The 23,427-nt window shown below is 62.9% G+C and carries 20 protein-coding genes and 2 tRNA genes; 20 read left to right on the forward strand and 2 right to left on the reverse strand.

Annotation, left to right across the window (positions count from 1 at the left end):
• The first annotated feature begins 5 nt into the window (after positions 1–5).
• From carA to greA, 3 genes are all read left to right on the forward strand, one after another.
• A complete protein-coding gene (carA, locus tag ACGLWX_RS15935) occupies positions 6–1,151 on the forward strand; it encodes a glutamine-hydrolyzing carbamoyl-phosphate synthase small subunit (protein ID WP_396241275.1) in 1,146 nt (381 codons plus the stop codon).
• 61 nt (positions 1,152–1,212) lie between these two features.
• The gene (gene carB, locus ACGLWX_RS15940) at positions 1,213–4,443 is read left to right on the forward strand and encodes a carbamoyl-phosphate synthase large subunit (protein WP_396241201.1); all 3,231 of its coding nucleotides are present in this window, start codon (positions 1,213–1,215) and stop codon (positions 4,441–4,443) included.
• Positions 4,440–4,916 carry a transcription elongation factor GreA gene (gene greA, locus ACGLWX_RS15945; RefSeq protein WP_252108378.1) on the forward strand — a complete coding sequence of 159 codons (477 nt, stop codon included), beginning with the start codon at positions 4,440–4,442 and terminating at the stop codon, positions 4,914–4,916. Before carB ends, greA begins: the two co-directional genes overlap by 4 nt.
• Before the next feature lie 126 nt (positions 4,917–5,042).
• Here the strand turns inward: greA and ACGLWX_RS15950 are convergent, their stop codons facing one another.
• Positions 5,043–5,369, reverse strand: a complete 327-nt coding sequence (locus ACGLWX_RS15950) for a YhbY family RNA-binding protein (protein WP_252108380.1) — start codon at positions 5,367–5,369, stop codon at positions 5,043–5,045.
• Positions 5,370–5,491: 122 nt separating this feature from the next.
• On the opposite strand from ACGLWX_RS15950, the gene rlmE reads away from it, so the two are divergent.
• The 14 genes from rlmE (at position 5,492) to rpsO (ending at position 18,885) form a co-directional block, all read left to right on the forward strand.
• Positions 5,492–6,139: a 23S rRNA (uridine(2552)-2'-O)-methyltransferase RlmE gene (rlmE, locus tag ACGLWX_RS15955; protein WP_396241203.1), complete on the forward strand. Its 648-nt coding sequence runs from the start codon at positions 5,492–5,494 to the stop codon at positions 6,137–6,139.
• Between the two features lie 194 nt (positions 6,140–6,333).
• Positions 6,334–8,331: an ATP-dependent zinc metalloprotease FtsH gene (ftsH, locus tag ACGLWX_RS15960; protein WP_396241205.1), complete on the forward strand. Its 1,998-nt coding sequence runs from the start codon at positions 6,334–6,336 to the stop codon at positions 8,329–8,331.
• 100 nt (positions 8,332–8,431) lie between these two features.
• Complete coding sequence (gene folP, locus ACGLWX_RS15965; protein WP_396241207.1) at positions 8,432–9,337, forward strand: dihydropteroate synthase; 906 nt, start codon at positions 8,432–8,434, stop codon at positions 9,335–9,337.
• Complete coding sequence (glmM, locus tag ACGLWX_RS15970; protein WP_252108385.1) at positions 9,334–10,683, forward strand: phosphoglucosamine mutase; 1,350 nt, start codon at positions 9,334–9,336, stop codon at positions 10,681–10,683. The genes folP and glmM overlap by 4 nt, the downstream gene beginning before the upstream one ends.
• 97 nt (positions 10,684–10,780) lie before the next feature.
• Positions 10,781–11,530 (forward strand): triose-phosphate isomerase, encoded by a 750-nt coding sequence (gene tpiA, locus ACGLWX_RS15975; RefSeq protein WP_396241209.1) that lies wholly within the window; start codon positions 10,781–10,783, stop codon positions 11,528–11,530.
• Between the two features lie 4 nt (positions 11,531–11,534).
• The gene (gene secG, locus ACGLWX_RS15980) at positions 11,535–11,894 is read left to right on the forward strand and encodes a preprotein translocase subunit SecG (RefSeq protein WP_252108387.1); all 360 of its coding nucleotides are present in this window, start codon (positions 11,535–11,537) and stop codon (positions 11,892–11,894) included.
• 34 nt (positions 11,895–11,928) lie between these two features.
• Positions 11,929–12,015 (forward strand) — tRNA-Leu (locus ACGLWX_RS15985).
• Between the two features lie 133 nt (positions 12,016–12,148).
• Positions 12,149–12,225, forward strand: a tRNA-Met gene (locus ACGLWX_RS15990).
• Between the two features lie 311 nt (positions 12,226–12,536).
• Positions 12,537–12,998, forward strand: coding sequence for a ribosome maturation factor RimP (gene rimP / locus ACGLWX_RS15995; RefSeq protein WP_252108389.1), 462 nt, complete (start codon positions 12,537–12,539; stop codon positions 12,996–12,998).
• A 76-nt stretch (positions 12,999–13,074) separates the two neighbouring features.
• Positions 13,075–14,589: a transcription termination factor NusA gene (gene nusA, locus ACGLWX_RS16000; protein WP_252108391.1), complete on the forward strand. Its 1,515-nt coding sequence runs from the start codon at positions 13,075–13,077 to the stop codon at positions 14,587–14,589.
• Between the two features lie 26 nt (positions 14,590–14,615).
• A complete protein-coding gene (gene infB / locus ACGLWX_RS16005; protein ID WP_396241211.1) occupies positions 14,616–17,153 on the forward strand; it encodes a translation initiation factor IF-2 in 2,538 nt (845 codons plus the stop codon).
• An 18-nt stretch (positions 17,154–17,171) separates the two neighbouring features.
• Entirely contained in the window at positions 17,172–17,579 is a 408-nt protein-coding gene (rbfA, locus tag ACGLWX_RS16010) for a 30S ribosome-binding factor RbfA (protein WP_252108395.1), read from the forward strand.
• Positions 17,579–18,499, forward strand: a complete 921-nt coding sequence (gene truB, locus ACGLWX_RS16015) for a tRNA pseudouridine(55) synthase TruB (protein ID WP_396241213.1) — start codon at positions 17,579–17,581, stop codon at positions 18,497–18,499. The genes rbfA and truB overlap by 1 nt, the downstream gene beginning before the upstream one ends.
• Before the next feature lie 116 nt (positions 18,500–18,615).
• On the forward strand, positions 18,616–18,885 hold the full coding sequence (gene rpsO, locus ACGLWX_RS16020) for a 30S ribosomal protein S15 (protein ID WP_074397689.1): 270 nt from the start codon (positions 18,616–18,618) through the stop codon (positions 18,883–18,885).
• 96 nt (positions 18,886–18,981) lie between these two features.
• Here rpsO and ACGLWX_RS16025 read toward each other — a convergent pair whose 3' ends face one another.
• On the reverse strand, positions 18,982–20,001 hold the full coding sequence (locus tag ACGLWX_RS16025; RefSeq protein ID WP_396241215.1) for a GlxA family transcriptional regulator: 1,020 nt from the start codon (positions 19,999–20,001) through the stop codon (positions 18,982–18,984).
• 101 nt (positions 20,002–20,102) lie between these two features.
• Between ACGLWX_RS16025 and ACGLWX_RS16030 the strand changes: the two genes are divergently transcribed.
• The 3 genes from ACGLWX_RS16030 to ACGLWX_RS16040 are packed head-to-tail and all read left to right on the forward strand — an operon-like array spanning position 20,103 to position 23,412.
• A complete protein-coding gene (locus ACGLWX_RS16030; protein WP_252108402.1) occupies positions 20,103–21,218 on the forward strand; it encodes a TauD/TfdA family dioxygenase in 1,116 nt (371 codons plus the stop codon).
• Positions 21,215–21,802, forward strand: coding sequence for an HD domain-containing protein (locus ACGLWX_RS16035; protein WP_252108404.1), 588 nt, complete (start codon positions 21,215–21,217; stop codon positions 21,800–21,802). The genes ACGLWX_RS16030 and ACGLWX_RS16035 overlap by 4 nt, the downstream gene beginning before the upstream one ends.
• Positions 21,799–23,412 carry a 5-guanidino-2-oxopentanoate decarboxylase gene (locus ACGLWX_RS16040; RefSeq protein WP_396241217.1) on the forward strand — a complete coding sequence of 538 codons (1,614 nt, stop codon included), beginning with the start codon at positions 21,799–21,801 and terminating at the stop codon, positions 23,410–23,412. Before ACGLWX_RS16035 ends, ACGLWX_RS16040 begins: the two co-directional genes overlap by 4 nt.
• Positions 23,413–23,427: the final 15 nt, after the last annotated feature.

Consider the following 23,427-nt stretch of genomic DNA (forward strand, 5'->3'; position numbering starts at 1 on the left):
CCGCATTGAGCAAACCCGCGATATTGGCCCTGGAAGATGGCAGCGTGTTCCACGGCATTGCCATCGGCGCTGACGGCGTCACGAGCGGGGAGGTGGTGTTCAATACGGCCATGACCGGCTACCAGGAAATTCTTACCGACCCCTCCTACACCCGCCAGATCGTCACGCTCACCTACCCGCATATCGGCAACACCGGTATCAACGCGGAAGACGTGGAGTCCGCCTCCATCGCCGCGGCGGGGCTGGTAATTCGCGATTTGCCCCTGATGGCAAGCAGCTTTCGCAGCCAGCAGAGCCTGTCCGAGTATCTTGAAAGCCAGAACGTGCTGGGAATCGCCGATATCGACACCCGCCGTCTGACGCGCATTCTGCGCGACAAGGGCGCGCAGAACGGTGCGATTCTGGCAGGGGTTGATGCCGAAGGCGACGACGCCGTCGAGCGAGCGCTGGCGGCCGCGAAGGCGTTTCCGGGGCTCAAGGGCATGGACCTGGCAAAGGAAGTCTCCTGCAAGGAGGCCTATGAGTGGAGCGAAGGCGAGTGGACCCTGGGCGCGGGCTACGCCGATACCACGACCGGTGAGCGCCCCTATCACGTGGTGGCGTTTGATTACGGAGTGAAGTTCAACATCCTGCGCATGCTGGCCGCCCGCGGCTGCCGCCTGACGGTGGTGCCGGCGCAGACGCCGGCCAGCGAGGTGCTGGCGATGAACCCGGACGGCGTGTTCCTGGCCAACGGCCCCGGCGACCCGGAGCCCTGCGACTACGCCATCAAGGCGATTCAGGACGTGCTCGAGACTGACACCCCGGTGTTCGGCATCTGCCTGGGCCACCAGCTGCTGGCGCTGGCAAGCGGTGCAAAAACGGTGAAGATGAGCCACGGCCACCACGGCGCCAACCACCCGGTACAGGATCTGGACACCGGCACGGTCATGATTACCAGCCAAAACCACGGCTTCGCCGCGGACGAAGCGACGCTGCCGGCGAACCTGCGCGCCACGCACCGCTCGCTGTTTGACGGCACGCTGCAGGGCATCGAGCGCACCGACCGCCCAGCGTTCAGCTTCCAGGGTCACCCGGAAGCGAGCCCCGGCCCGAAGGACGTCTCGCCGCTGTTCGATCGCTTCATCGACCTGATGCAGGCGCGCCGCTGATCCGTCCGGCGCTTTAACCGTTTATTTCGCTGCTCATCGCCACTTTTTTGCGGGAACCGTTATGCCCAAGCGTACCGATATCAACACCATTCTCATCATTGGCGCCGGCCCGATCGTCATCGGCCAGGCCTGCGAATTCGACTACTCCGGCGCCCAGGCGTGCAAGGCGCTGCGCGAGGAAGGCTTCCGGGTCGTGTTGGTGAACTCCAACCCGGCCACCATCATGACCGACCCGGCCATGGCGGACGCTACCTACATCGAGCCGATCACCTGGCAGGCGGTGGAGAAGATCATCGAGGCGGAGAAGCCCGACGCCATCCTGCCCACCATGGGCGGCCAGACCGCGCTCAACTGCGCTTTGGATCTTGAGAAGCACGGCGTGCTCGAAAAGCACGGTGTCGAGATGATCGGCGCCAACGCCGACGCCATCAATATGGCCGAAGACCGCGACCTGTTCGACCAGGCGATGAAGCGCATCGGCCTCGAGTGTCCGAAGGCAAAAGTCGCCCACACCATGGATGAAGCCTGGGAGATTCAGGCGGAGCTCGGCTTTCCGACCATCATTCGCCCCTCCTACACCATGGGCGGCTCCGGCGGCGGCGTGGCCTACAACAAGGAAGAGTTCGAGGAGATCTGTACCCGCGGCTTCGAGCTCTCCAACAACCACGAGCTTCTGATCGACGAGTCGCTTTTGGGTTGGAAGGAGTACGAGATGGAGGTCGTTCGGGACAAGAACGACAACTGCATCATCGTCTGCGCGATCGAAAACTTCGACCCCATGGGCGTGCACACCGGCGACTCGATCACCGTGGCCCCGGCCCAGACGCTGACGGATAAAGAGTACCAGATCATGCGCGACGCGAGCCTCGCGGTACTGCGCGAGATCGGCGTCGAAACCGGCGGCTCCAACGTCCAGTTCGGCATGGACCCACAAACCGGGCGCCTGGTGGTCATCGAGATGAATCCTCGGGTGTCGCGCTCCTCTGCGCTGGCCTCCAAGGCCACGGGCTTCCCGATCGCCAAGATTGCTGCCAAGCTTGCCGTCGGCTATACCCTGGACGAGCTGCAAAACGATATCACCGGCGGTGCGACCCCGGCTTCCTTCGAGCCGTCCATCGACTACGTCGTCACCAAGATTCCGCGCTTCACCTTCGAGAAATTCCCCCAGGCCAACGATCGCCTGACCACCCAGATGAAGTCGGTGGGCGAGGTGATGGCAATCGGCCGCACCTTCCAGGAGTCGCTGCAGAAGGCGCTGCGCGGCATGGAGACCGGTAACGACGGTCTCGACCCGATTTTCGAGCAGTTTTCCGATGAGGCGATGGCGCAGATCAAGGGCGAGCTGCAGGCCGCCGGCGCCGAGCGCATCTTCTTCGTGGCGGATGCCATGCGCGCCGGCATGAGCGTGGAAGAGGTCTTCGCGCTAACCAATATCGACCGCTGGTTCCTCGTCCAGCTCGAGGACCTGATCCTGACCGAGCAGGCGGTCGCCAAGCGCACCCTGACTGATTTCACCGCTCAGGAGCTCTACCGCCTCAAGCGCAAGGGCTTCGGCGATGCGCGGCTGGCCAAACTGCTCGGCGTTAGCGAGAAAGCGTTCCGCCAGACCCGCCAGAGCGCCGGCATTCGCCCGGTCTACAAGCGGGTCGACACCTGCGCCGCCGAATTTGCCTCCAGCACCGCCTACATGTACTCCACCTACGAAGAGGAGTGCGAAGCGGACGTTTCTGATCGCCAGAAAATCATGGTGCTCGGTGGCGGGCCGAACCGTATCGGCCAGGGCATCGAGTTCGACTACTGCTGCGTCCATGCCGCCTTTGCCATGCGCGATGATGGCTATGAGACCATCATGGTCAACTGCAACCCGGAAACCGTCTCTACCGACTATGACACCTCGGATCGCCTCTATTTCGAGCCGGTGACCCTCGAGGACGTGCTCGAGATCGCGGACAAGGAGAAGCCGGTCGGCGTGATCGTCCAGTTCGGCGGCCAGACCCCGCTGAAGCTCGCCCGCGAGCTCGAAGCCGCCGGCGTGCCGATCATCGGCACCACGCCGGACGCCATCGACCGCGCCGAGGACCGCGAGCGCTTCCAGCAGATGATCGACAAGCTGGGCCTGAAGCAGCCGCCCAACGCTACCGCGCGCAGCTTCGACGACGCCTTCGCAAAGGCCGAGACCATCGGCTACCCGCTGGTCGTGCGCCCAAGCTACGTGCTGGGTGGGCGCGCCATGGAGATCGTCTACGACGCCTCCGAGCTCGAAAACTACATGACCAACGCGGTGAAGGTCTCCAACGACTCGCCGGTGCTGCTGGATCACTTCTTGAGCGCGGCGGTCGAGGTCGATATCGACGCAGTCTCTGACGGCGATGTCGTGGTGATCGGCGGCATCATGCAGCACGTCGAGCAGGCCGGCGTTCACTCCGGCGACTCCGCCTGCGCGCTGCCGCCGTACTCGCTGCCGGCGGATGTGCAGGACGAGATGCGCGACCAGGTCAAGCGTATGGCGGTCGAGCTCGGCGTGAAGGGGCTGATGAACGTACAGCTCGCTTGGCAGGACGGCGAGATCTATGTCATCGAGGTCAACCCGCGCGCCTCGCGCACCGTGCCGTTCGTCTCCAAGTGCATCGGCACCTCGCTCGCCCAGGTGGCGGCGCGCTGCATGGCGGGCACCACGCTTGCCGAGCAGAGCTTCGAGCGCGAAATAGTGCCGCATTTTTATAGCGTGAAAGAGGCGGTGTTCCCGTTCAACAAGTTCCAGGGGGTCGATCCGATCCTCTCGCCGGAGATGAAGTCCACCGGCGAGGTGATGGGCTCCGGTGACACCTTCGCCGAGGCGTTCTTTAAGGCGCAGCTCGGCGCCGGCGAGGCCATTCCAGCGCTCGACGGTCCGCGCAAGGCGTTTTTGTCGGTGCGCGAGCCGGACAAGGCGGGGATTATCGAAGTCGGTCGTTCTCTGCTAACATTGGGCTTCACGCTATGTGCCACCCGCGGTACGGCAGCGGCTTTGGAAGCCGCCGGCCTCGAGGTGGAGCACGTCAACAAGGTATATGAAGGCCGCCCCCATATCGTCGATTCGCTCAAGAACGACGAGATCGCCTATATCGTGAATACCACCGAAGGTCGTCAAGCGATTAACGACTCTTCGATCATTCGCCGTACTGCTCTCGCGCGCAAGGTGCCCTATGCGACCACTTTGGCGGGCGCCAATGCCGTTTGCATGGCGCTGGAGTATGGCCGGGAGATTACGGTGCGGCGCCTTCAGGATCTGCATGCAGGAGCAAGTCAATGAACAAGGTCCCGATGACCGTCGCGGGCGAAAAAAGCCTTCGCGAAGAGCTCAATCATCTGAAGGGCGAGGCGCGCCCCACGGTGATTGCGGCCATCGCCGAGGCGCGTGAGCACGGCGATCTCAAGGAGAACGCCGAGTATCATGCCGCCCGCGAGCAGCAGGGCTTCATCGAAGGGCGCATTCAGGAGATCGAAAGCAAGCTCTCCGGCGCCCAAGTGATCGACGTGACCAAACTGCCCAAAACCGGCAAGGTGATCTTCGGGGTGACCGTGTCGCTTTTGAATCTCGATAGCGACGCCGAGGTAACCTACCGGATCGTCGGCGAGGACGAAGCCGACATTAAATCCGGACGCATCTCGGTCACCTCACCGATCGCCCGTGCGCTGATCGGCAAGGAAGAGGGCGACGTGGTGGTGGTGAAAACGCCAGGCGGCGACGTCGAGTATGAAATCGAAAGCGTCGAGCACATTTAGCTCGCCTTTGGGCCGGCGCCCGCGGCGCCGGCCCACGAAAAAGCCCGAAGAGCGTGACTCTTCGGGCTTTTTTGATGCCGCCCGGTTTGTCGGGGCGCCGCTTTACGGCGCGGCGCCAGACAGACGCTAGTGGCGGCCGTGGTGGTTTTCGAAGCGGCTTACGTTGGAGAGCTTCGGGTTGGCCTTCGGGTTGCGGCGATAAAAAAGCGCCATTTTACCGATGGTTTGAATGAGTTCGGCGCCGCCTTCGTTGGCGAGCTCCTGTATCATCGCGGCGCGGTCGTCCCGCTCGGGCAGGGCCAGCTTGACCTTGATCAGCTCGTGGTCTCTGAGCGCGCGGTCGAATTCGGCGAGCAGCGTCTCGGAGATGCCGTTTTCAGAGACCGTCACGACAGGGTTCAGGTGATGGCCAATGCTGCGAAATGCTTTCTTTTGTGCCTGTGACAAGCTCATGGTATCTTGCGGTATCCCGGTTTGCGCTTAACGCTCCATCTTACGGTGAAACGCCGTCGAGTGAAAGCGCCCCACCCGGCACTTTCGCACATTCACTCCTCACGCCCAGATATAGACGCCCCATGCAGCAAAAGCCCCCAGGTCAAAAACGCGCCGCCAGCAAGACCAGCGCCAGCTGGATGAAGGAGCACTTCGACGACCAGTACGTCAAGCAGAGCTGGCAGGACGGCTACCGCTCCCGGGCAAGCTACAAGCTTTTGGAACTCGACGAGAAAGACAAGCTCTTTCGCCCCAACATGACGGTGATCGACCTGGGCGCCGCCCCCGGTGGCTGGAGCCAGGTTGCCGCCGAGAAGGTCGGCATCGACGGCGTAGTGATCGCATCCGACATTCTCGAGATGGATGCACTGGCCGGCGTGGACTTCGTTCAGGGCGATTTCACTGAGGAGAGCGTACTGAACGCGATTCTCGAAAAGCTCGGTGATCGCCCCGTCGACCTTGTGATGTCGGACATGGCCCCCAATATGAGCGGTATGGCGGCCATCGATCAGCCCCAGGCGATGTACCTGGTCGAGCTCGCCCTGGAGCTTGCGCGAGAAACCCTGCCAAAAGGCGGCACGTTTTTGGCCAAGGTGTTCCAGGGCGAGGGCTTCGATGCCTACCTCAAGGAGCTCAAGGGGTCGTTCGACCGCGTGGTGACGCGCAAGCCCGGCGCGTCGCGCGCCCGCTCACGGGAAGTCTACTTCCTGGCCCAGGGCTTTCGCGGCTAACGCTCGTAATACGAAAAACTTATCGAGGCGATTGCCGAGCCGGCAGGCGCAAAGCGTGTCACACTGCTCAAAAGCGGGATGGCACGGATGTCCCAAAGTCGGAACGTGCTTTGGCAATGGTTGAACGTAGTACTCTAGTGTAAGGTCTGAGTATCGACGGTTAACTGACGGATTCTTGTAATGAGGGTAGCCCCTTGAACGATATGGCGAAGAACCTGATTCTGTGGTTGGTCATTGCGGCCGTGCTGCTGACAGTGTTCAACAATTTCAGTACGGAAAGCGCACCTCAATCCACCAACTACTCCCAGTTCGTGCAGCAGGTGCAAAATCAACAGGTCCGCAGCGTGACCATCGACGGCTACACCATTCAGGGTGAGCGTACCGATGGCTCGCAGTTCCAGACCATCCGGCCAGCGGCGGAAGACCCGAAGCTGATGGATGACCTGTTGAGCAACAACGTCACCGTGGTGGGCAAGGAGCCGGAGCAGCAGAGCATCTGGATGCGCCTGCTGATCGCCAGTTTCCCGATCCTTTTGATCCTCGCCATCTTCATGTTCTTCATGCGTCAGATGCAGGGCGGTGCCGGCGGCGGTAAAGGCGGACCGATGAGTTTTGGCAAGTCCAAGGCGAAGCTTCTCTCCCAGGATCAGATCAAGACCACCTTCGCCGACGTCGCTGGCTGCGACGAAGCCAAGGAAGAGGTCGAAGAGCTCGTCGACTTCCTGCGCGACCCGACCAAGTTCCAGCGTCTGGGCGGCACGATTCCGCGCGGCGTACTGATGGTGGGCCCGCCGGGTACTGGTAAGACGCTGCTGGCTAAATCGATCGCTGGCGAAGCGAAGGTGCCGTTCTTCTCGATTTCCGGCTCTGACTTCGTCGAAATGTTCGTCGGCGTGGGCGCCTCGCGCGTGCGCGACATGTTCGAGCAGGCCAAGAAGCAGGCGCCCTGCATCATCTTTATCGACGAGATCGACGCCGTGGGCCGCTCGCGCGGCGCCGGCATGGGCGGCGGTAACGATGAGCGCGAGCAAACGCTCAACCAGCTGCTGGTCGAAATGGACGGCTTCGAGGCTAACGAAGGCATTATCGTCATCGCCGCGACCAACCGTCCGGACGTTCTCGACCCGGCGCTTTTGCGTCCGGGCCGTTTCGACCGTCAGGTGACCGTCGGCCTTCCGGATATTCGTGGCCGCGAGCACATTCTCGGCGTCCACCTGCGCAAGGTGCCGCTGGCCGACGACGTCAAGCCGGTGATCATTGCCCGCGGTACCCCCGGTTTTTCCGGTGCGGATCTGGCCAACCTGGTCAACGAAGCCGCACTCTTTGCCGCGCGGCGCAACAAGCGCCTGGTCGGCATGGACGAGCTGGAGCTTGCCAAGGACAAGATCATGATGGGCGCTGAGCGCAAATCCATGGTCATGACCGACAAGGAAAAGCTCAATACCGCCTATCACGAATCCGGCCACGCGATCATTGGTCTGGTGATGCCGGAGCACGACCCGGTCTACAAGGTGACGATCATTCCTCGCGGCCGCGCTCTCGGTGTGACCATGTTCCTGCCGGAAGAGGATCGCTACAGCCTCTCGCGCCAGCAGATTCTAAGCCAGATCTGCTCGCTGTTCGGCGGTCGTATCGCCGAGGAGATGACGCTCGGCGCCAACGGCGTTACCACCGGCGCCTCGAACGACATCAAGCGGGCCACCGAACTGGCTCACAACATGGTCGCCAAGTGGGGTCTCTCTGACGAGATGGGCCCGATCATGTACGACGAGGACGAGTCCCACCAGTTCCTCGGTGGCCCGGGTCAGGGCGGCGGTAAGCTGAAGTCCGGCGAGACCACCACGCGCTTGGACAAGGAAGTGCGCAAGATCATCGACGACTGCTACGAGCAGGCGCGCCAGATCCTGCACGACAACCGCGACAAGCTCGACGCCATGACCGAAGCGCTGATGAAGTATGAAACCATCGATGCCGCTCAGCTCAAGGACATCATGGAAGGCAAGGACCCGCGCCCGCCGGAAGGCTGGGATGACGGCGACTCCTCCGGTGGCGGCACCCCGGTGGGTGGCGACAAGGCGCAGCCCAAAGCCGATGAGCCGGATACCCGCGCCTCGGACGACGACAGCGAAGAGGACGACGACGAGCCGCGCCGTCGCCCGTCCGACCCGCTGGGCGGCCCGGCCGGACCCTAACCGAAACAGCTGGTTCATCATCAAGGCGCCCCGCGGGGCGCCTTTTTTTTGCTATGCTGGGCGCCCTCGAGCCGCAACGTTTTTATCTACAGGCTGTGCCATGAAACCAACTACCCCAGAGCCCTTGCCCGAAGCGGCGTCGTCACTGCAGTGCGGTCGCCACCGGCTGGATCTCTCCTTCCCCCGCGTCATGGGTATTCTCAACGTCACGCCCGACTCCTTTTCCGATGGCGGCCGCCACGTAGCGCTGGACGATGCGCTGCGCCGCGCCGAGCAGATGCTCGCCGAAGGTGCGGCCATGATCGACGTGGGCGGCGAGTCGACCCGGCCCGGGGCCGAGGCGGTGCCCGAGCAGGAGGAGCTCGACCGGGTCGCGCCGGTGGTCGAGGCACTGGTGCGCGAGCTCGACGCGCTGGTCTCCGTCGATACCAGCAGCGCCCTGGTGATGCGTGAGACCGCCGCGCGCGGGGCGAGTATGATCAACGACGTGCGCGCGCTGGAGCGCGACGGCGCGCTTGCCACCGCGGCGGCAAGCGGGCTGCCGGTTTGCCTGATGCACCGCCAGGGCGAGCCCCAGGCGATGCAGCACGCCCCGCACTACGAGGTGCCCGTCGAACAGGCTGTCGCCGAGTTTTTGAGCAAGCGGATAGCCGCCTGTGAGGCCGCCGGGCTGCCACGTGACCGGCTGCTGCTCGACCCGGGCTTTGGTTTTGGCAAAAGCGTCGAGCACAATCTGCGCCTTTTGAACCGCATGGAGGCGCTCGAAGCGCTTAGGCTTCCGCTATTGGTCGGCATGTCGCGCAAGAGCATGATCGGCAAGGTGCTCGGCCGTCCGGTCGAGGAGCGATTGTTCGGCGGGGTGGCGCTGTCGGCGATGGCGGTCGAAAGAGGCGCCAAAATACTACGAGTGCATGATGTCGGCCCCACCGTGGATGCCGTTACCATGGCATGGGCGGTTTTACAGGAAGGCTGCGAGCCGTCGACCAACAAGGAACTACTCTCATGACACGACGTTATTTCGGTACCGATGGTATTCGTGGCACGGTGGGCGAGGCGCCCATCACCGCCGACTTTATGCTCAAGCTCGGCTGGGCGGCAGGCCAGGTATTGCGCCGCGAGAAGGGCCGTACCCGCGTGCTGATCGGCAAGGACACCCGCATCTCGGGTTACATGTTCGAATCCGCGCTGGAGGCCGGGCTCTCCGCCGCCGGCGTCGATGTCTCGCTTCTGGGCCCCATGCCGACACCGGGTATCGCGTATCTCACCCGCACTTTTCGCGCCGACGCGGGCATCGTCATTTCCGCCTCGCACAACCCCTTCGCCGACAACGGCATCAAGTTCTTCTCTGCCGAGGGCAAGAAGCTTGCCGACGAAGTGGAAGATCGCATCGAGGCGATGCTGGACGCCCCGCTCGACACCGTTAGCGCCGGCCAGCTTGGCAAGGCCGCGCGGATCGACGACGCCGCCGGGCGCTATATCGAGTTCTGTAAGTCGACGCTGCCGGATCGCTTGAGCCTGCACGGCTTGAAGGTCGTGCTTGACTGCGCCAACGGGGCCACTTATCACATCGCCCCGAGCGTGTTTCGCGAGCTGGGCGCCGAGGTGAGCGTCATCGGCTGCTCGCCGGACGGGCTCAACATCAACCGCGACGTGGGCTCTACCCACCCGGCGGCGCTGCGTGCGGCGGTGATTCAACAGGGGGCGGATCTGGGGATCGCCTTTGACGGTGACGGCGACCGCGTGCTGCTAGTCGATGCCGACGGGCGCGAAGTCGACGGTGACGACATTCTCTATCTGATCGCCCGCGACCGCTTCGACCGTGGCCTGTTGCAGGGCGGGGTAGTAGGTACGCTGATGAGCAACTTTGGCCTGGCCATGGCGCTGGAAAAGCTCGGCATTCCCTTCGAGCGCGCCAAGGTGGGCGACCGTTTCGTCATGGAGAAGATGGCGGCCAACGGCTGGGAGCTTGGCGGCGAGTCGTCTGGCCATATCGTCTGCGCCCACGCGCAAACCACCGGTGACGGCATCGTCTCGGCGCTGCAAGTGCTGGCGCTGATGATGCGCGAGCAAAAAACGCTGGTGACGCTACTACGTGAGTTCGAGAAAGTGCCCCAGGCGCTGGTCAATGTGCGCCTGCCCGCTGGCACCGACGCAAAGGAAGTCATGAAAGCGCCGGAGCTCGATGCGGCGGTGAGCGGGCTCGAGGCGGAACTTGGTGACCAGGGGCGGGTACTGCTGCGCCCGTCGGGTACCGAGCCGTTGATTCGCGTGATGGTCGAGGGGCGCTCGCACCTGGATGTCATGGGACTTGCCAAAACCCTCGCCCAGCGCGTCGAAGCGCTGCTGGCCTGACGCGACGATTTCCCAGAAAAGGCCCTGATGTTGACAGCGGTTGTCTTGACAGGGCCGCTCCTATACCATTTCGCCCCACCTTGAGAGAGGACAACGAATGCGCACACCATTGATCGCCGGTAATTGGAAAATGAACGGCTCCATGTCGTTGATCGAGGACTTTGGCCGCAAATTTTCCGATGCGACGTTGTCCGAGGCGGTCAAGGTCGTGGTGATTCCTCCTTTTCCCTACTTGGAGGCGGCCCGTCAGGCGTTTCGCGACACGCCGCTTGCGCTTGGCGCGCAGACGCTCAATCCGGCCGATTCCGGTGCGCATACGGGCGAAGTCAGTGGTCGCATGCTTACCGAGCTCAACGCTACCTACGTACTGGTCGGCCACTCCGAGCGCCGCGAGCTCTACGGGGAAAGTGACGAGCAGGTGTTCGACCGCTTGCTTGCCGCGTTGAGCGTGGGGCTCGTGCCGATCCTGTGCGTGGGCGAATCGCTTGAAGAGCGTGATGCTGGACGGACCATGGACGTGGTGCTGCGCCAGGTAGGTTACGCCATGGCAAGGCTCGACCCCGAACAGCGTCAAAAGGTTGTCATAGCCTATGAACCCGTCTGGGCCATCGGTACTGGGCGCACGGCGACGCCGGAGCAGGCTCAGGAAGTGATGGCCGGCATCCGTGCCTATCAGGCAGAATTCAATACCACGCTTGCCGAGCAGCTCACGCTGCTTTACGGCGGCAGTATGAATGTAAAGAACGCGGCTGAGCTACTTGCCCAGCCCGATATCGACGGCGGTTTGGTGGGCGGTGCTTCGCTCAAAACCGATGATTTTTTCGCTATTTGTCAGTCAGCAGGATAACGCCATGCAAGTTGCAATTTTAATGGTTCACGTGGTCATCGCGATCGCGCTCGTTGTACTTATCCTGCTTCAGCAGGGTAAAGGGGCCGATGCCGGCGCCTCCTTCGGCGGTGGTGCATCGCAAACCGTCTTTGGCTCGCGCGGTAGCGGCAACTTTCTGTCGCGTACCACTGGCGTTCTGGCAGCGGGTTTCTTCGTAACGTCGCTGGCGCTCGCCTACTACGCGACTCAGGCGGGGCAGTCGCCAGAGGCCGGTATTCCGGATTCGCGTTTGATCGAGCAACAACAAAGCGTACCAACGCTTGACGAAGGCTCGGAAAGTGTGGATAATGCAGCGCCAGTGCTAGAGGGAAACGGCGAGTAAGTGATTGAGCCGCTTTCATTTAGCCTCCCCTGATGCCGAAGTGGTGGAATTGGTAGACACGCTATCTTGAGGGGGTAGTGACCTTACGGTCGTGCGGGTTCAAGTCCCGCCTTCGGCACCACTGAGACACCTTTAACGGTTTCTCAGCGCTCAACACAGCTGGCAACGGATGTGGTTTGAGTGAGCAGTATCTGAGACGAGAAAGGCGCTTGACGAAAGTAGTACAAGTCGCTAATATCGTCCAGCTTGATTGATGCGGGGTGGAGCAGTCTGGTAGCTCGTCGGGCTCATAACCCGAAGGTCATCGGTTCAAATCCGGTCCCCGCTACCATCTTCTACAAACGGTGTATGCGCAGCAAAGTCTTTAAAATGCTGGCAATCACATCTCACCGGTTTGTCGAAATGGTTCTACAGGTTTCTTTTAAAAAGCCCCTTCCTGTGAAGGGGCTTTTTGTTAGTAGCGCTTTTGCATAGCGGCGCTGCCGACTGTTTAAGAGTAGCTTTTTGCGAGCCAAGCGTGTCTGGCGTGCCGGCAGGGCCGGGCAGTCGACGACACATTTTCAGGTAACGCCAATCAGCCACCTAGCTTTTCTCATGACTCCTGGCCAGGTGCCTGATGCAACGGCTAAAGGAGCTTCGTCTGTGGCCACGAAACATGCAGCGCTGCACGCGCTGGTCGAGCCCGTTGTTGCCGCCATGGGCTTCGAGCTATGGGGCATTGACCATCTTTCTCAGGGCAAGCACTCCCGGCTTGTGATCTATATCGAGCGTGAAAGCGGCGTCAGCGTCGAAGACTGCGCCGATATCAGCCGCCAGGTCAGCGCCGTTTTGGACGTCGAAGACCCGATTCCTGGCGAGTATCGCCTGGAAGTCTCGTCGCCGGGCATGGCACGCCCCTTGTATACTCTGGATCATTTTACGCGCTTTCAGGGCCATCAGGTCGCGCTCAAGCTGCGCACCGCGTTCAGCGGTCGGCGCAAGTTTCAGGGGCTGCTCGCGGGGGTGGAGGGCGACGAAGTGTTACTTCAGCTCGACGACGAAGAGTACTGCTTTCCCATCGAAAGTATCGATGCTGCACACATTGTCCCGCAGTTCGACGACTAGGCTCGACGATTAAAAAAACGGCGGCCCCCCGGTTTGGGCGAGGCATAAAGGACAGGTTTACTGGCGAGGCATACGCATGAGTAAAGAAATTTTAATGGTCGTGGACGCGATCTCCAACGAGAAAGGCGTCTCGCGCGACGTCATTTTTGAGGCGGTCGAAGCGGCGCTTGCCAGCGCCTCACGCAAGCGTTTCGAACACGAAGAAGCCAACGTGCGCGTGTCGATCGATCGCCGCAGCGGCGACTACGACACCTACCGTTTCTGGACGGTGGTCGAGGACGACGAGTTCGAAACTCCGGACTACGAAATCAAGCAGACCATCGCCGAGCAGCGCGACCCGCCCCTGGCGCTGGGTGACATCGTCGAAGAGAAAATCGAGAACGCCGTTTTCGGTCGTATCGCCGCGCAAACCGCCAAGCAGGTCATCGTGCAGAAAGTGCGCGAAGCCGAGCGCGCCGAAGTCGTGCGTCAGTACGCCGACCGCGAAGGCGAGCTGGTCGCCGGTATCGTCAAAAAGACCACCCGCGACGGGTTGATCATCGATCTGGGCGAGAACGCCGAGGCGTTTTTGGCGCGTAACGAAATGATCCACGGCGAACGCTACCGCATGAACGAGCGGGTGCGGGCACTGCTGGTCAAGGTCGACGCCGACGCGCGCGGTGCCCAGCTTCAGCTGTCGCGCACCAATCCGCAGTTCATCATCGAATTGTTCAAGATCGAGGTGCCGGAAATCGCCGAGCAGCTCATCGAGATCAAGGGCGCGGCGCGCGATCCAGGCTCGCGGGCCAAGATTGCGGTCAAGACCAACGATCGACGCATCGATCCCGTCGGCGCCTGTGTCGGCATGCGCGGTTCGCGCGTTCAAGCGGTCTCCTCGGAGCTGCAAAACGAGCGCGTCGATATCGTGCTGTGGGACGACAACCCGGCGCAGCTAGTCATTAACGCCATGGCGCCTGCGGATGTCGCCTCCATTCTGGTGGACGAAGATGCCCACGCCATGGATGTCGCCGTCGCCCAGGACAATCTCGCCCAGGCCATCGGGCGCAGCGGTCAGAACGTGCGTTTGGCCTCGGAACTCACCGGCTGGCGTATCAACGTCATGACCGAGGACGAAGCCGAGTCCAAGCGCGAGCAGGAAATCGATAGCCTCGTGGACTCTTTCGTTCACCACCTGAGCGTGGACGAAGACGTTGCCCGCTTGCTGGTCGAAGAGGGGTTCACGACGCTGGAAGAAGTCGCCTACGTGCCGCTTGAAGAGATGCTCGAAATCGAGGAGTTCGATGAAGAGCTGGTCGAAGAGCTGCGCGCACGCGCCAAGGACGAGCTACTCACCATGGCGATCGCCTCGGAAGAAGCGCTCGATGGCGCGCAGCCGGCGGACGATCTGCTTGAAATGGAGGGCATGGAGCGCCATCTGGCCTTTATTCTCGCCAGCAAGGGCATCGTTACCATGGAAGATCTCGCCGAACAGTCTGTCGACGATCTGGTCGATATCGAGGAGTTAGACGAAGCGCGCGCAGCGGCACTGATCATGACTGCCCGTGCGCCCTGGTTTGAAGACGATAGCGAAGCGGCTTCGAACACACAGTAAACAGGTCACGGGCTTGGAGGGTCACAATGTCGGATATGACAGTTAAAGATTTTGCAGTAAAGGTGGGCCGCGACGTGCCCCGCTTGCTAGAGCAGATGAAAGAGGCGGGTCTCAAGCACGCCTCTGAAAGCGATGCGGTGTCCGAAGAGGACAAGCAGACGCTTTTGAGCTTTCTGAAGAAAAGCCACGGCGGCAGCGACGCCGCCGATGCGGGTAAAAACCGGATCACCCTGACGCGCAAGACGCGCAGCCGCATCAAAACCGGCGAGCGCGGCAAGACGATCGAAGTGCAGGTCAGAAAGAAGAAGACCTACGTCAAGCGCGCCGAAGAAGAGAAGCCGAAAGCCCAGGAGCCGGTTCACAGCGGCCCGCGCCAGCTGGTCGGCGACATGGCCGAAGCAGAAGCCGAGCGCAAGGTGCAGCAAGCGCGTGAAGCCGAAGCGCGCGCCGAGGCCGACAAGGCCCGCGCCGCCGAGGACGCCGAGCGTGCCAAGCAGGCCGAGGCATCCAACAAGGCCGTTGCTCCGGACATCGATGTTCCGCAGCTCGAGATAGACGAAACGCCCGCACCGGACGACATGCCCCCGGCACCGCCGAAAGAAGGCCGTACCGACCGTCGCACTGCGCCGCCGAAGAAAGCTGCGGCGAAGAAGAAAGGGCGTGACGAGGACGACGATCGCGGCGATCGCGAAGAGCGTAAGCGCGGTGGCGGGGCCAAGAAAGCCAAGCGCTCCGAACGCCGCGGCGGCCGTCGTAGCCCGGGCGGCAGCGGCAACGGTAAGCACGGCTTCCAGAAGCCGACGCAGCCGATCGTGCGCGAAGTCTCGATTCCTGAATCGATCAGCGTCGCCGAGCTTGCCGACAAGATGTCGATCAAGGCCAACGAAGTGATCAAGGCCATGTTCACCATGGGCGCGGCCGTGACCATCAACCAGACCATCGATCAGGACACCGCCGCGATCGTCGTCGAGGAGATGGGCCACAAGGTCAAGCTGGTCAAGGACGATGCGCTCGAAACCGAAATGATCGAGGGCATCTCCTACGAAGGTGAAGAGATCACTCGTTCGCCGGTCGTGACCGTCATGGGTCACGTCGACCACGGTAAGACCTCGCTGCTCGACTACATTCGTCGTGCCAAGGTCGCCACCGGCGAAGCCGGCGGTATCACCCAGCACATCGGTGCCTACCACGTGGAAGACAACCACGGCGGCGTCACCTTCCTGGATACCCCGGGTCACGCGGCGTTTACCGCCATGCGTGCTCGCGGTGCCAAGGCGACCGACGTAGTCATCCTGGTAGTCGCGGCGGACGACGGCGTCATGCCCCAGACCATCGAGGCGATCGAGCACTCCAAGGCGGCCGACGTTCCCATGGTCGTGGCGGTGAACAAGATCGACAAGGCGGGCGCGGATTTCGACCGTATTCGTAACGAACTCTCCCAGCACGGCGTTATTTCCGAGGACTGGGGTGGCGATACGCAGTTCGTTCACGTTTCCGCCAAAACCGGTGACGGTATGGAAGAGCTGCTGGAAGCCATCCAACTGGCCTCCGAAGTGCTCGAGCTCAAGGCCGTTCCGTCGGCACCCGGTAAGGGCGTGGTCGTCGAATCGCGTCTGGACAAGGGTCGCGGCCCGGTCGCTACGGTGCTGGTACAAAACGGCACGCTCAAGCGCGGCGACATCGTACTGGCCGGCCTGCACTACGGCCGTGTGCGCGCGCTGACCAACGAACTCGGCCAGCAGGTCGAGGAAGTGGGCCCCGCCATGCCCGTGGAAATCCAGGGCCTGGACGGCACGCCGGATGCCGGTGACGACTTCATGGTCGTGGCAGACGAGCGCAAGGCGCGCGAAGTCGCCAACTTCCGCCAGGGTAAGTACCGCGAAGTGCGCCTGGCGCGTCAGCAGAAAGCCAAGCTGGAGAACATGTTCAGCCAGATGGGTCAGGACGAGGTGGCCAAGGTCAACATCGTACTGAAGGCCGACGTGCAGGGCTCGCTGGAAGCGATCCGCGGGGCGCTCGAAGAGCTCTCCACTGACGAAGTGCAGGTGGCGGTCGTCTCTTCCGGCGTGGGCGGTATCACCGGTACTGACGCCAACCTGGCGCTGGCCAGTGAGGCCATCGTGGTCGGCTTCAACGTGCGTGCCGACGCCGCTGCGCGCGAAATCGTCGAGCGTGAAGGGCTGGATCTGCGCTACTACAGCGTCATCTACCAGTTGATCGACGAGGTCAAGCAGGCGATGAGCGGTATGCTCGCGCCGGAGTGGAAAGAAGAGATTGTCGGTATTGCTGAAGTCCGCGACGTGTTCCGTGCGCCGAAAATCGGTGCAATTGCCGGTTGTATGGTGGTTGAAGGCAACGTGCATCGTAATAAGAAGATCCGCGTACTGCGTGACGATGTAGTGATTTACGAGGGCGAGCTCGAATCACTGCGTCGCTTCAAGGACGATGTTCAGGAAGTTCGTAACGGCGTCGAGTGTGGTATCGGCGTCAAGAACTACAACGACGTCCAGGTCGGCGACAAGATCGAAGTCTTCGACCAGGTCAAGGTCGAGCGCACCCTGTAAGGGCCGCGAGGAGCAATCATGCGCGAATTCAAGCGTACCGACCGGGTAGCCGACCAGCTCCAGAAGGAGCTGGCGGTGCTCATCCAGCGTGAAATCAAGGACCCGCGCCTTGGCATGGTGACGGTCAGCGGCGCAACCGTCAGCCGCGATCTGGGCTACGCCGACATCTACGTCACCCTGTTGGGTGAACAGGAACCCGAGCGTATTAAGGAGAACCTGCAGGTGCTCAAGCGCGCCAGCGGTTTTCTGAGAAGCCAGATCGCCAAGCGCATCCAGCTTCGCCACGTACCGGAGCTGCGCTTTCATTTCGATGAAAGCGTGGTGCGCGGTCAGCAGCTGTCGTCACTGATCGACGAGGCGGTTTCGAGTGACCGCGCTCGTCAGGACGAAGACGACACGCCGGATGCGGGCGAGGAGCCGCGTTAATGGCGCGTCGCCGCAAGGGGTTGCCGGTGAACGGCGTGATGCTGCTGGATAAGCCCAAGGGCCTTTCCAGCAATCACGCGCTGCAACGGGTGCGCCGTCTCTTCGAGGCGCAAAAGGCGGGTCATACCGGCACGCTCGACCCCATGGCGACGGGCCTTTTACCGATTTGCCTCGGCGAGGCGACCAAGTTCTCCGCCCACCTGCTGGAAGCCGACAAGATGTATCGCACCCGGGTCGAACTCGGGGTGATCACAGACACCGGCGACGCTGAAGGCGAGGTGCTGGAGCGTCGCGCCGTGCCAACGCTTACCGAGCACGATATCGAGGCCGCGATCGCGCGCTTTCGCGGCGAGATCGACCAAGTGCCGCCGATGTACTCGGCGCTCAAGCACCAGGGCAAAAAGCTTTACGAGCTTGCTCGGGAAGGCAAGGAGATCGAGCGCAAAGCGCGGCGCGTGTGCATTCATGAGGCCCGCTTGATCGGCTTCGAGGGTGCTACCTTCGAACTCGAAGTGAGCGTGAGCAAGGGCACCTACATCCGAACGCTTGCCGAGGATATTGGCGCAGTGCTCGGGTGCGGCGCCCACATCAGCGCGTTGAGACGGCTCAAGACCGGACCGTTTGATAGTGAGGCGATGTGGACGCTCGAGGAGATCGAGGCGCTCGCCGATCAGCCCACCCGCGAGGCGACACTCATGCCCGTGGATGTGCTGGTCGATCATTTGCCGGCGCTCACGGTGGACGATACCGGCCACCAGCGCCTTTCTCATGGCCAGCCCGCGGCGATCGACGCCACGGCGCTTGGCCTCGAGAATCTGGCACGACTTTATTACGCCGACGCGTTTATCGGGCTCGGCGTTGTAAAGGGGCCGCAGGAAGTGGCCCCAAAGCGGCTGTTGAGTACGGTCGCTCGTTCGTAAATTCGTCGGAGAAACGTTGCAAGGATGCGGCGATCTGCGCGAAAATAGCCTTGAGACTGCAAATATGCGTGGTCTCACCCATTCAATGTTAAGCATATTGCTGACTGGAGAGACAGATGGCACTAACCGCTGAGAAAAAGGCCGAGATCGTCAACGAATATGGCCGCGGCGAGAGCGACACCGGTTCCCCCGAAGTGCAGGTTGCCCTGCTGAGCGCCAACATCAATGGCCTGCAGGACCACTTCAAAACCAACAAGCAGGATCACCACTCCCGTCGTGGCCTGATCCGCATGGTTAACCAGCGTCGTAAGCTGCTGGACTACCTCAAGCGCAAGGATTTCGAACGCTATCAGTCTCTGATTCAGCGTCTGGGTCTGCGTCGCTAAGACGCCTTGTCGGGTAGGCAGTTGCCTGCCTGACAGCAGAAAGGCACTTATTGAAAAGCGCTGGCAGCAATGCCAGCGCTTTTTTTTATGCCGTTTTCACGACGAGCCGCCCGTCTTGTAGCGCTGGGCGGTGGTGCTGGGCGTCTCGCCGAAGCGCTGCCGGTAGGCGCGGGTGAAGTGCGCCGGCTGAGTGAAACCGCTGGCCAAGGCCGCCTCGGTCACCTGGCAGTGGCTATCGGTGAGAAGCTGGCGGGCGCGGTCCAGGCGCATGCCCAAATAGCACTGCTGCGGAGTCTCGTTGAAGTGGCGTTGGAAAAGGCGCGTCAGTTGGCGCTGGGACTGGCCCGCTAGGCGGCAGATTTCGGGAATCGGCAGCGCTTGGGAGAGGTTCGCCTCCATCAATGCGAGCCCGCGCACCACGCTGCGCGAAAGGCCGCTGTAGCGCCCTGAGCGTGCACTCCCTTCGTGGCCGCCGGAGCGCTCGTGCACCAACTGGCGACCAACCGCGTCCGCCAGCGCCGGCCCGTGGGTCTGCTCGATCCACTCGAGCATCATGTCGATCCCGGCCACGCCCCCGGAGCCGGTCAGCCGGGTAGGGCTCTGCTCATAGCGCGCGGGGCTGACCTCGAGTTCGGGAAACTCCTGTTGAAAGGCCGGTACGCTCTCCCAGTGCAGCGCCACGCGGTGACCGGCGAGCACCCCCGCCCGGGCCAGAATGAAAGGTGCGGTGTCGAGCCCGCCAAGCCAGCCACCGTGGGCAGCGATCCGGCGCAGCACGGCGCGCTCTTTAAAGCCCACCGTGGCCTCGGCGTCGTAGGAAGAAACCACCATCAGCCGCGCGCTGTGATCGATCGACTCCAGCGCGCCGTCGACATCGATGCGCACGCCGTTGCTGGCCACCACCGCACCGCCATCCGCGGACAGCAGCTCCCAAGCGAACAGGTTGTGGCCAAAGCGATTGGCGACCCGCAGCGGTTCGAGAAGACAGAAAAGCGTCAGCATCGAAAATCGCGGCACCAGCCAGACGCTCAGGGTATAGGCCGCCTGCTCCGGCGTCAGCAGCGGCGGCGAATCCGGGCGAGGATAGGGCCATTCGAGTGAAGTTTCGGGGTTCATGGCGAATATGATCAATTACAAGGCTATTTATATCAAGTCGGTCGGGTCGTAAGCAGGCTAAGGTAGGGTGTTTTCCTAGCACACCCGTGGGAGGTGCCACCATGACTCATGTCATCGTCGAGCCGAATCAGCGCCGATTACGAATCGAACACGACGCCAGAAACGTGGCGCTGAGCGCGCTCTGGCTGCGCGAACGCAGCCCCGACGAAGCGACGCTGGACGCTTACACCGGCCAGCGCCTGATCGAGGCCGCCGAGCTGCCTTTGGATCTTGCCATCGACACCGCGAAGGCCGAAGGCGACACGCTGTCGCTGCGCTTCAGCGACGGCCACCAGGGCCGATTCTCCATCGCTGCGCTGCTCAACGACGCGCAGGACGAGGCGCCTCGCCGGCTCTGGAGCGCCAGTGATGCGCCGCGCACCGACGTCGACTTCGACCAGGCCTGCGGTGATGACGCCGCGCTTCTGGACATGCTCGAGGCACTGCACCGCGACGGCTTCGTCGTGGTGTCCAACGTGCCCGGCCGCGAAGACGGCATGCAGACACTGATCGACCGGGTCGGCCCGCTCAGACGCACCAACTGGGGCGGCATCGCGGATGTGAAGTCCGTGGCCAACGCCTATGACCTGACCATGACTCAGCGCGGGCTCGAGCCGCATACGGACAATCCCTATCGCGACCCGATTCCCGGCTACATTTGGCTGCACTGCCTGACCAACGCCGCCGATGGCGGCGACAGCACTCTGGCTGACGGCTTCAAGGCCGCCGAGCTTTTGCGCCAGCGCGACCCGGACGCTTACGCCTGCCTGACCCGAGTGACACCGCGCTTTCGCTACCAGGACGCGGACACCCATCTGGAGAGCGAAGGCCCGCTGATCGAACTCGACAGCGCCGGTACGCCGATACGCGTGCGCTACTCCAACCGCACCGAGAACGTGCCTGCGCTGGAGCCTGACGAGCTCGACGCCTACTACGCCGCCCGCCGAGCCTTCTACCAGCTGATCACCGGCGATGAGCTGACCCTCAATCTCAAGCTCGATGCCGGCCAGATGCTGATCATGGACAACTACCGCTTGCTGCACGGGCGTAGTGCCTTTCAACTCGCCGGCGGCGTGCGCCATATGCGCCAGGGCTACGTCGACCGGGACAGCACCGCCAGCCGTCGTCGCGTTCTGCAAAAGCGGCGCGCTCATCAGGGCGCAGGAGAGACCGCATGAAACAGGCGCGTTTTCGCTATTTCACCGAGGCCAAGCGTGACGACTGGGTGCTGATCGACGCCCGCTTTCGCGACTACGTCGACGACGCGCCGCGCCGCGTGCTCGCTCACCTGAAAAACCTCGCAGGAGACCACCACGGCTACCCTGTGGACCGCTACGAGCACTGCCTGCAAACCGCCACCCGGGCGCTGCGCGACGGTGCCGACGAGGAGATGGTGGTGTGCGCGCTGCTCCACGATATCGGCGACGACCTGACGCCAGCCAATCACGCCGAGATCGCCGCCGCGATCCTCGAGCCCTACGTCGACCCGCTCAACGTGTGGATGATCCGCCATCACGAGCTCTTTCAGGGCTACCACTACCGCCACTTCTTCGGCCAGGACCCGCACGCCCGCGAGCAGTATCGCGATCACCCGGCCTACGCGCGCACCGTGCGCTTCTGCGACGAGTGGGACCAGGCGAGCTTCGACCCGGAGTACGACACGCTGCCGCTTTCTCACTTCGTACCGATGGTCGAACGTGTCCTGCGGCGCACCCCGCGCGGCGGCCTGCCCGACCCGGTTCCAGAGGAGGCGCTGCGATGAAAAAGACCTGCGCCGAGCTTCTGCTCGAGCTGCTCACCGCCTACCGGGTCGATACCGTCTTCGGTATCCCCGGCGTGCACACCATCGAGCTCTACCGCTCGGTGGGCCAGTACCCGCTGCGCCACGTGACGCCGCGCCACGAGCAGGGCGCGGGCTTCATGGCCGACGGCTACGCCCGGGCCAGCGGCCGGCCGGCAGCCTGTTTCATCATTACCGGCCCCGGCATGACCAATATCGCCACCGCCATGGGCCAAGCGCTGGCGGACTCCATCCCGATGCTAGTGATCTCGAGCGTCAACCGCCGCGCCACGTTGGGGCGTGGGCAGGGGAGGCTACACGAGCTGCCCAACCAGCAGCAGACCCTTTCCGGGGTAAGCGTGTTCAGCCACACCCTGCACGACCCCGCAGCGCTGCCCGAAATCATCGCCCGTGCCTTCGCCGTGTTTCAAGGCGCCCGCCCGGGGCCGGTGCATATCGAGATTCCCATCGACCTGTTCGATGCCCCGGTGGACGTAGGCGAGGTGCGCCCCATCGAGGTGTTCCCGCCGGCGCCGGCGCCGCAAGCCGTGGCCCGCGCCGCCAAATGGCTTTCTCAGGCGAGCCGCCCGCTGGTGCTACTTGGCGGTGGTTGCGTGGCCGCGTCTGATGCCGCCCGTGCGCTCGTCGATCGACTGCAGGCGCCAGCGCTGACCACCATCAACGCCAAAGGCGTGCTCGGCCGCGACCACCCGCTCGACCTGGGCGCGACCATGAGCCTCCCCGCCGCCAGGCGCCTGGCCGCCGAGGCGGACGTGGTGCTGGCGCTGGGCACCGAGCTTGGCGAAACCGATTATGATCTGGTGTTCGACGAGGGCTTCGCGCTGACCGGCCGCCTGATTCGAGTGGATATCGACCCGGAGCAGCTCGGGCGCAACCAGCGCGCCGATCTTGCTTTGGTGGCGGACGCCGGCCAGACCCTGGAGGCACTGCTCGCCGCACTGCCGAAGGGGCAGACCCAGCCGCGCGCCGGAGACGACCGCGCCGCCGCAACCCGCCAGGCGCTGGCGCTCGAGCAGGACGCGGATCTTGCACCCTACGTGCCGCTCTACGCCACGCTCGATGCGGCGCTGCCCGAGGCGATCATCGTCGGTGACTCGACCGGCCCGGTCTACGCGGGTAACTTTCTCGTGGCCAGGGCCGCGCCGCGCTGCTACTTCAACGCCGCCACCGGCTACGGCACGCTCGGCTACGGCCTGCCCGCCGCCCTCGGCGCGGCCATCGCCTGCCCCGAGCGCCCGGTGGTCGCGCTGGTCGGCGACGGCGGGCTGCAGTTCGTGCTTGGCGAGCTCGCCACCGCGCGGGATCTCGCCCAGCCGGTGGCGCTGCTGATCTGGAATAATCAGGGCTACGACGAGATTCGCCGTTATATGGCGATGAACGAGGTGGACAAGCTCGGCGTCGACCTGACCGCGCCGCACTTCGAGGCGTTAGCCCAGGCCTTCGACTGTCGCTACCGGGCGGCGGGAGAGCCGGCCACGCTCGAGCGCGCGCTGGGAGAGCTTTATGAGGCCGCCTCGCCGCTGGTGATCGAGATCGACGCGCTGAGCTGGATGAACGCGATCGCAGAATAAATAATTTTACAATCG

The sequence above is a fragment of the Halomonas sp. HMF6819 genome, assembly GCF_044335525.1.
GTDB lineage: Bacteria > Pseudomonadota > Gammaproteobacteria > Pseudomonadales > Halomonadaceae > Vreelandella.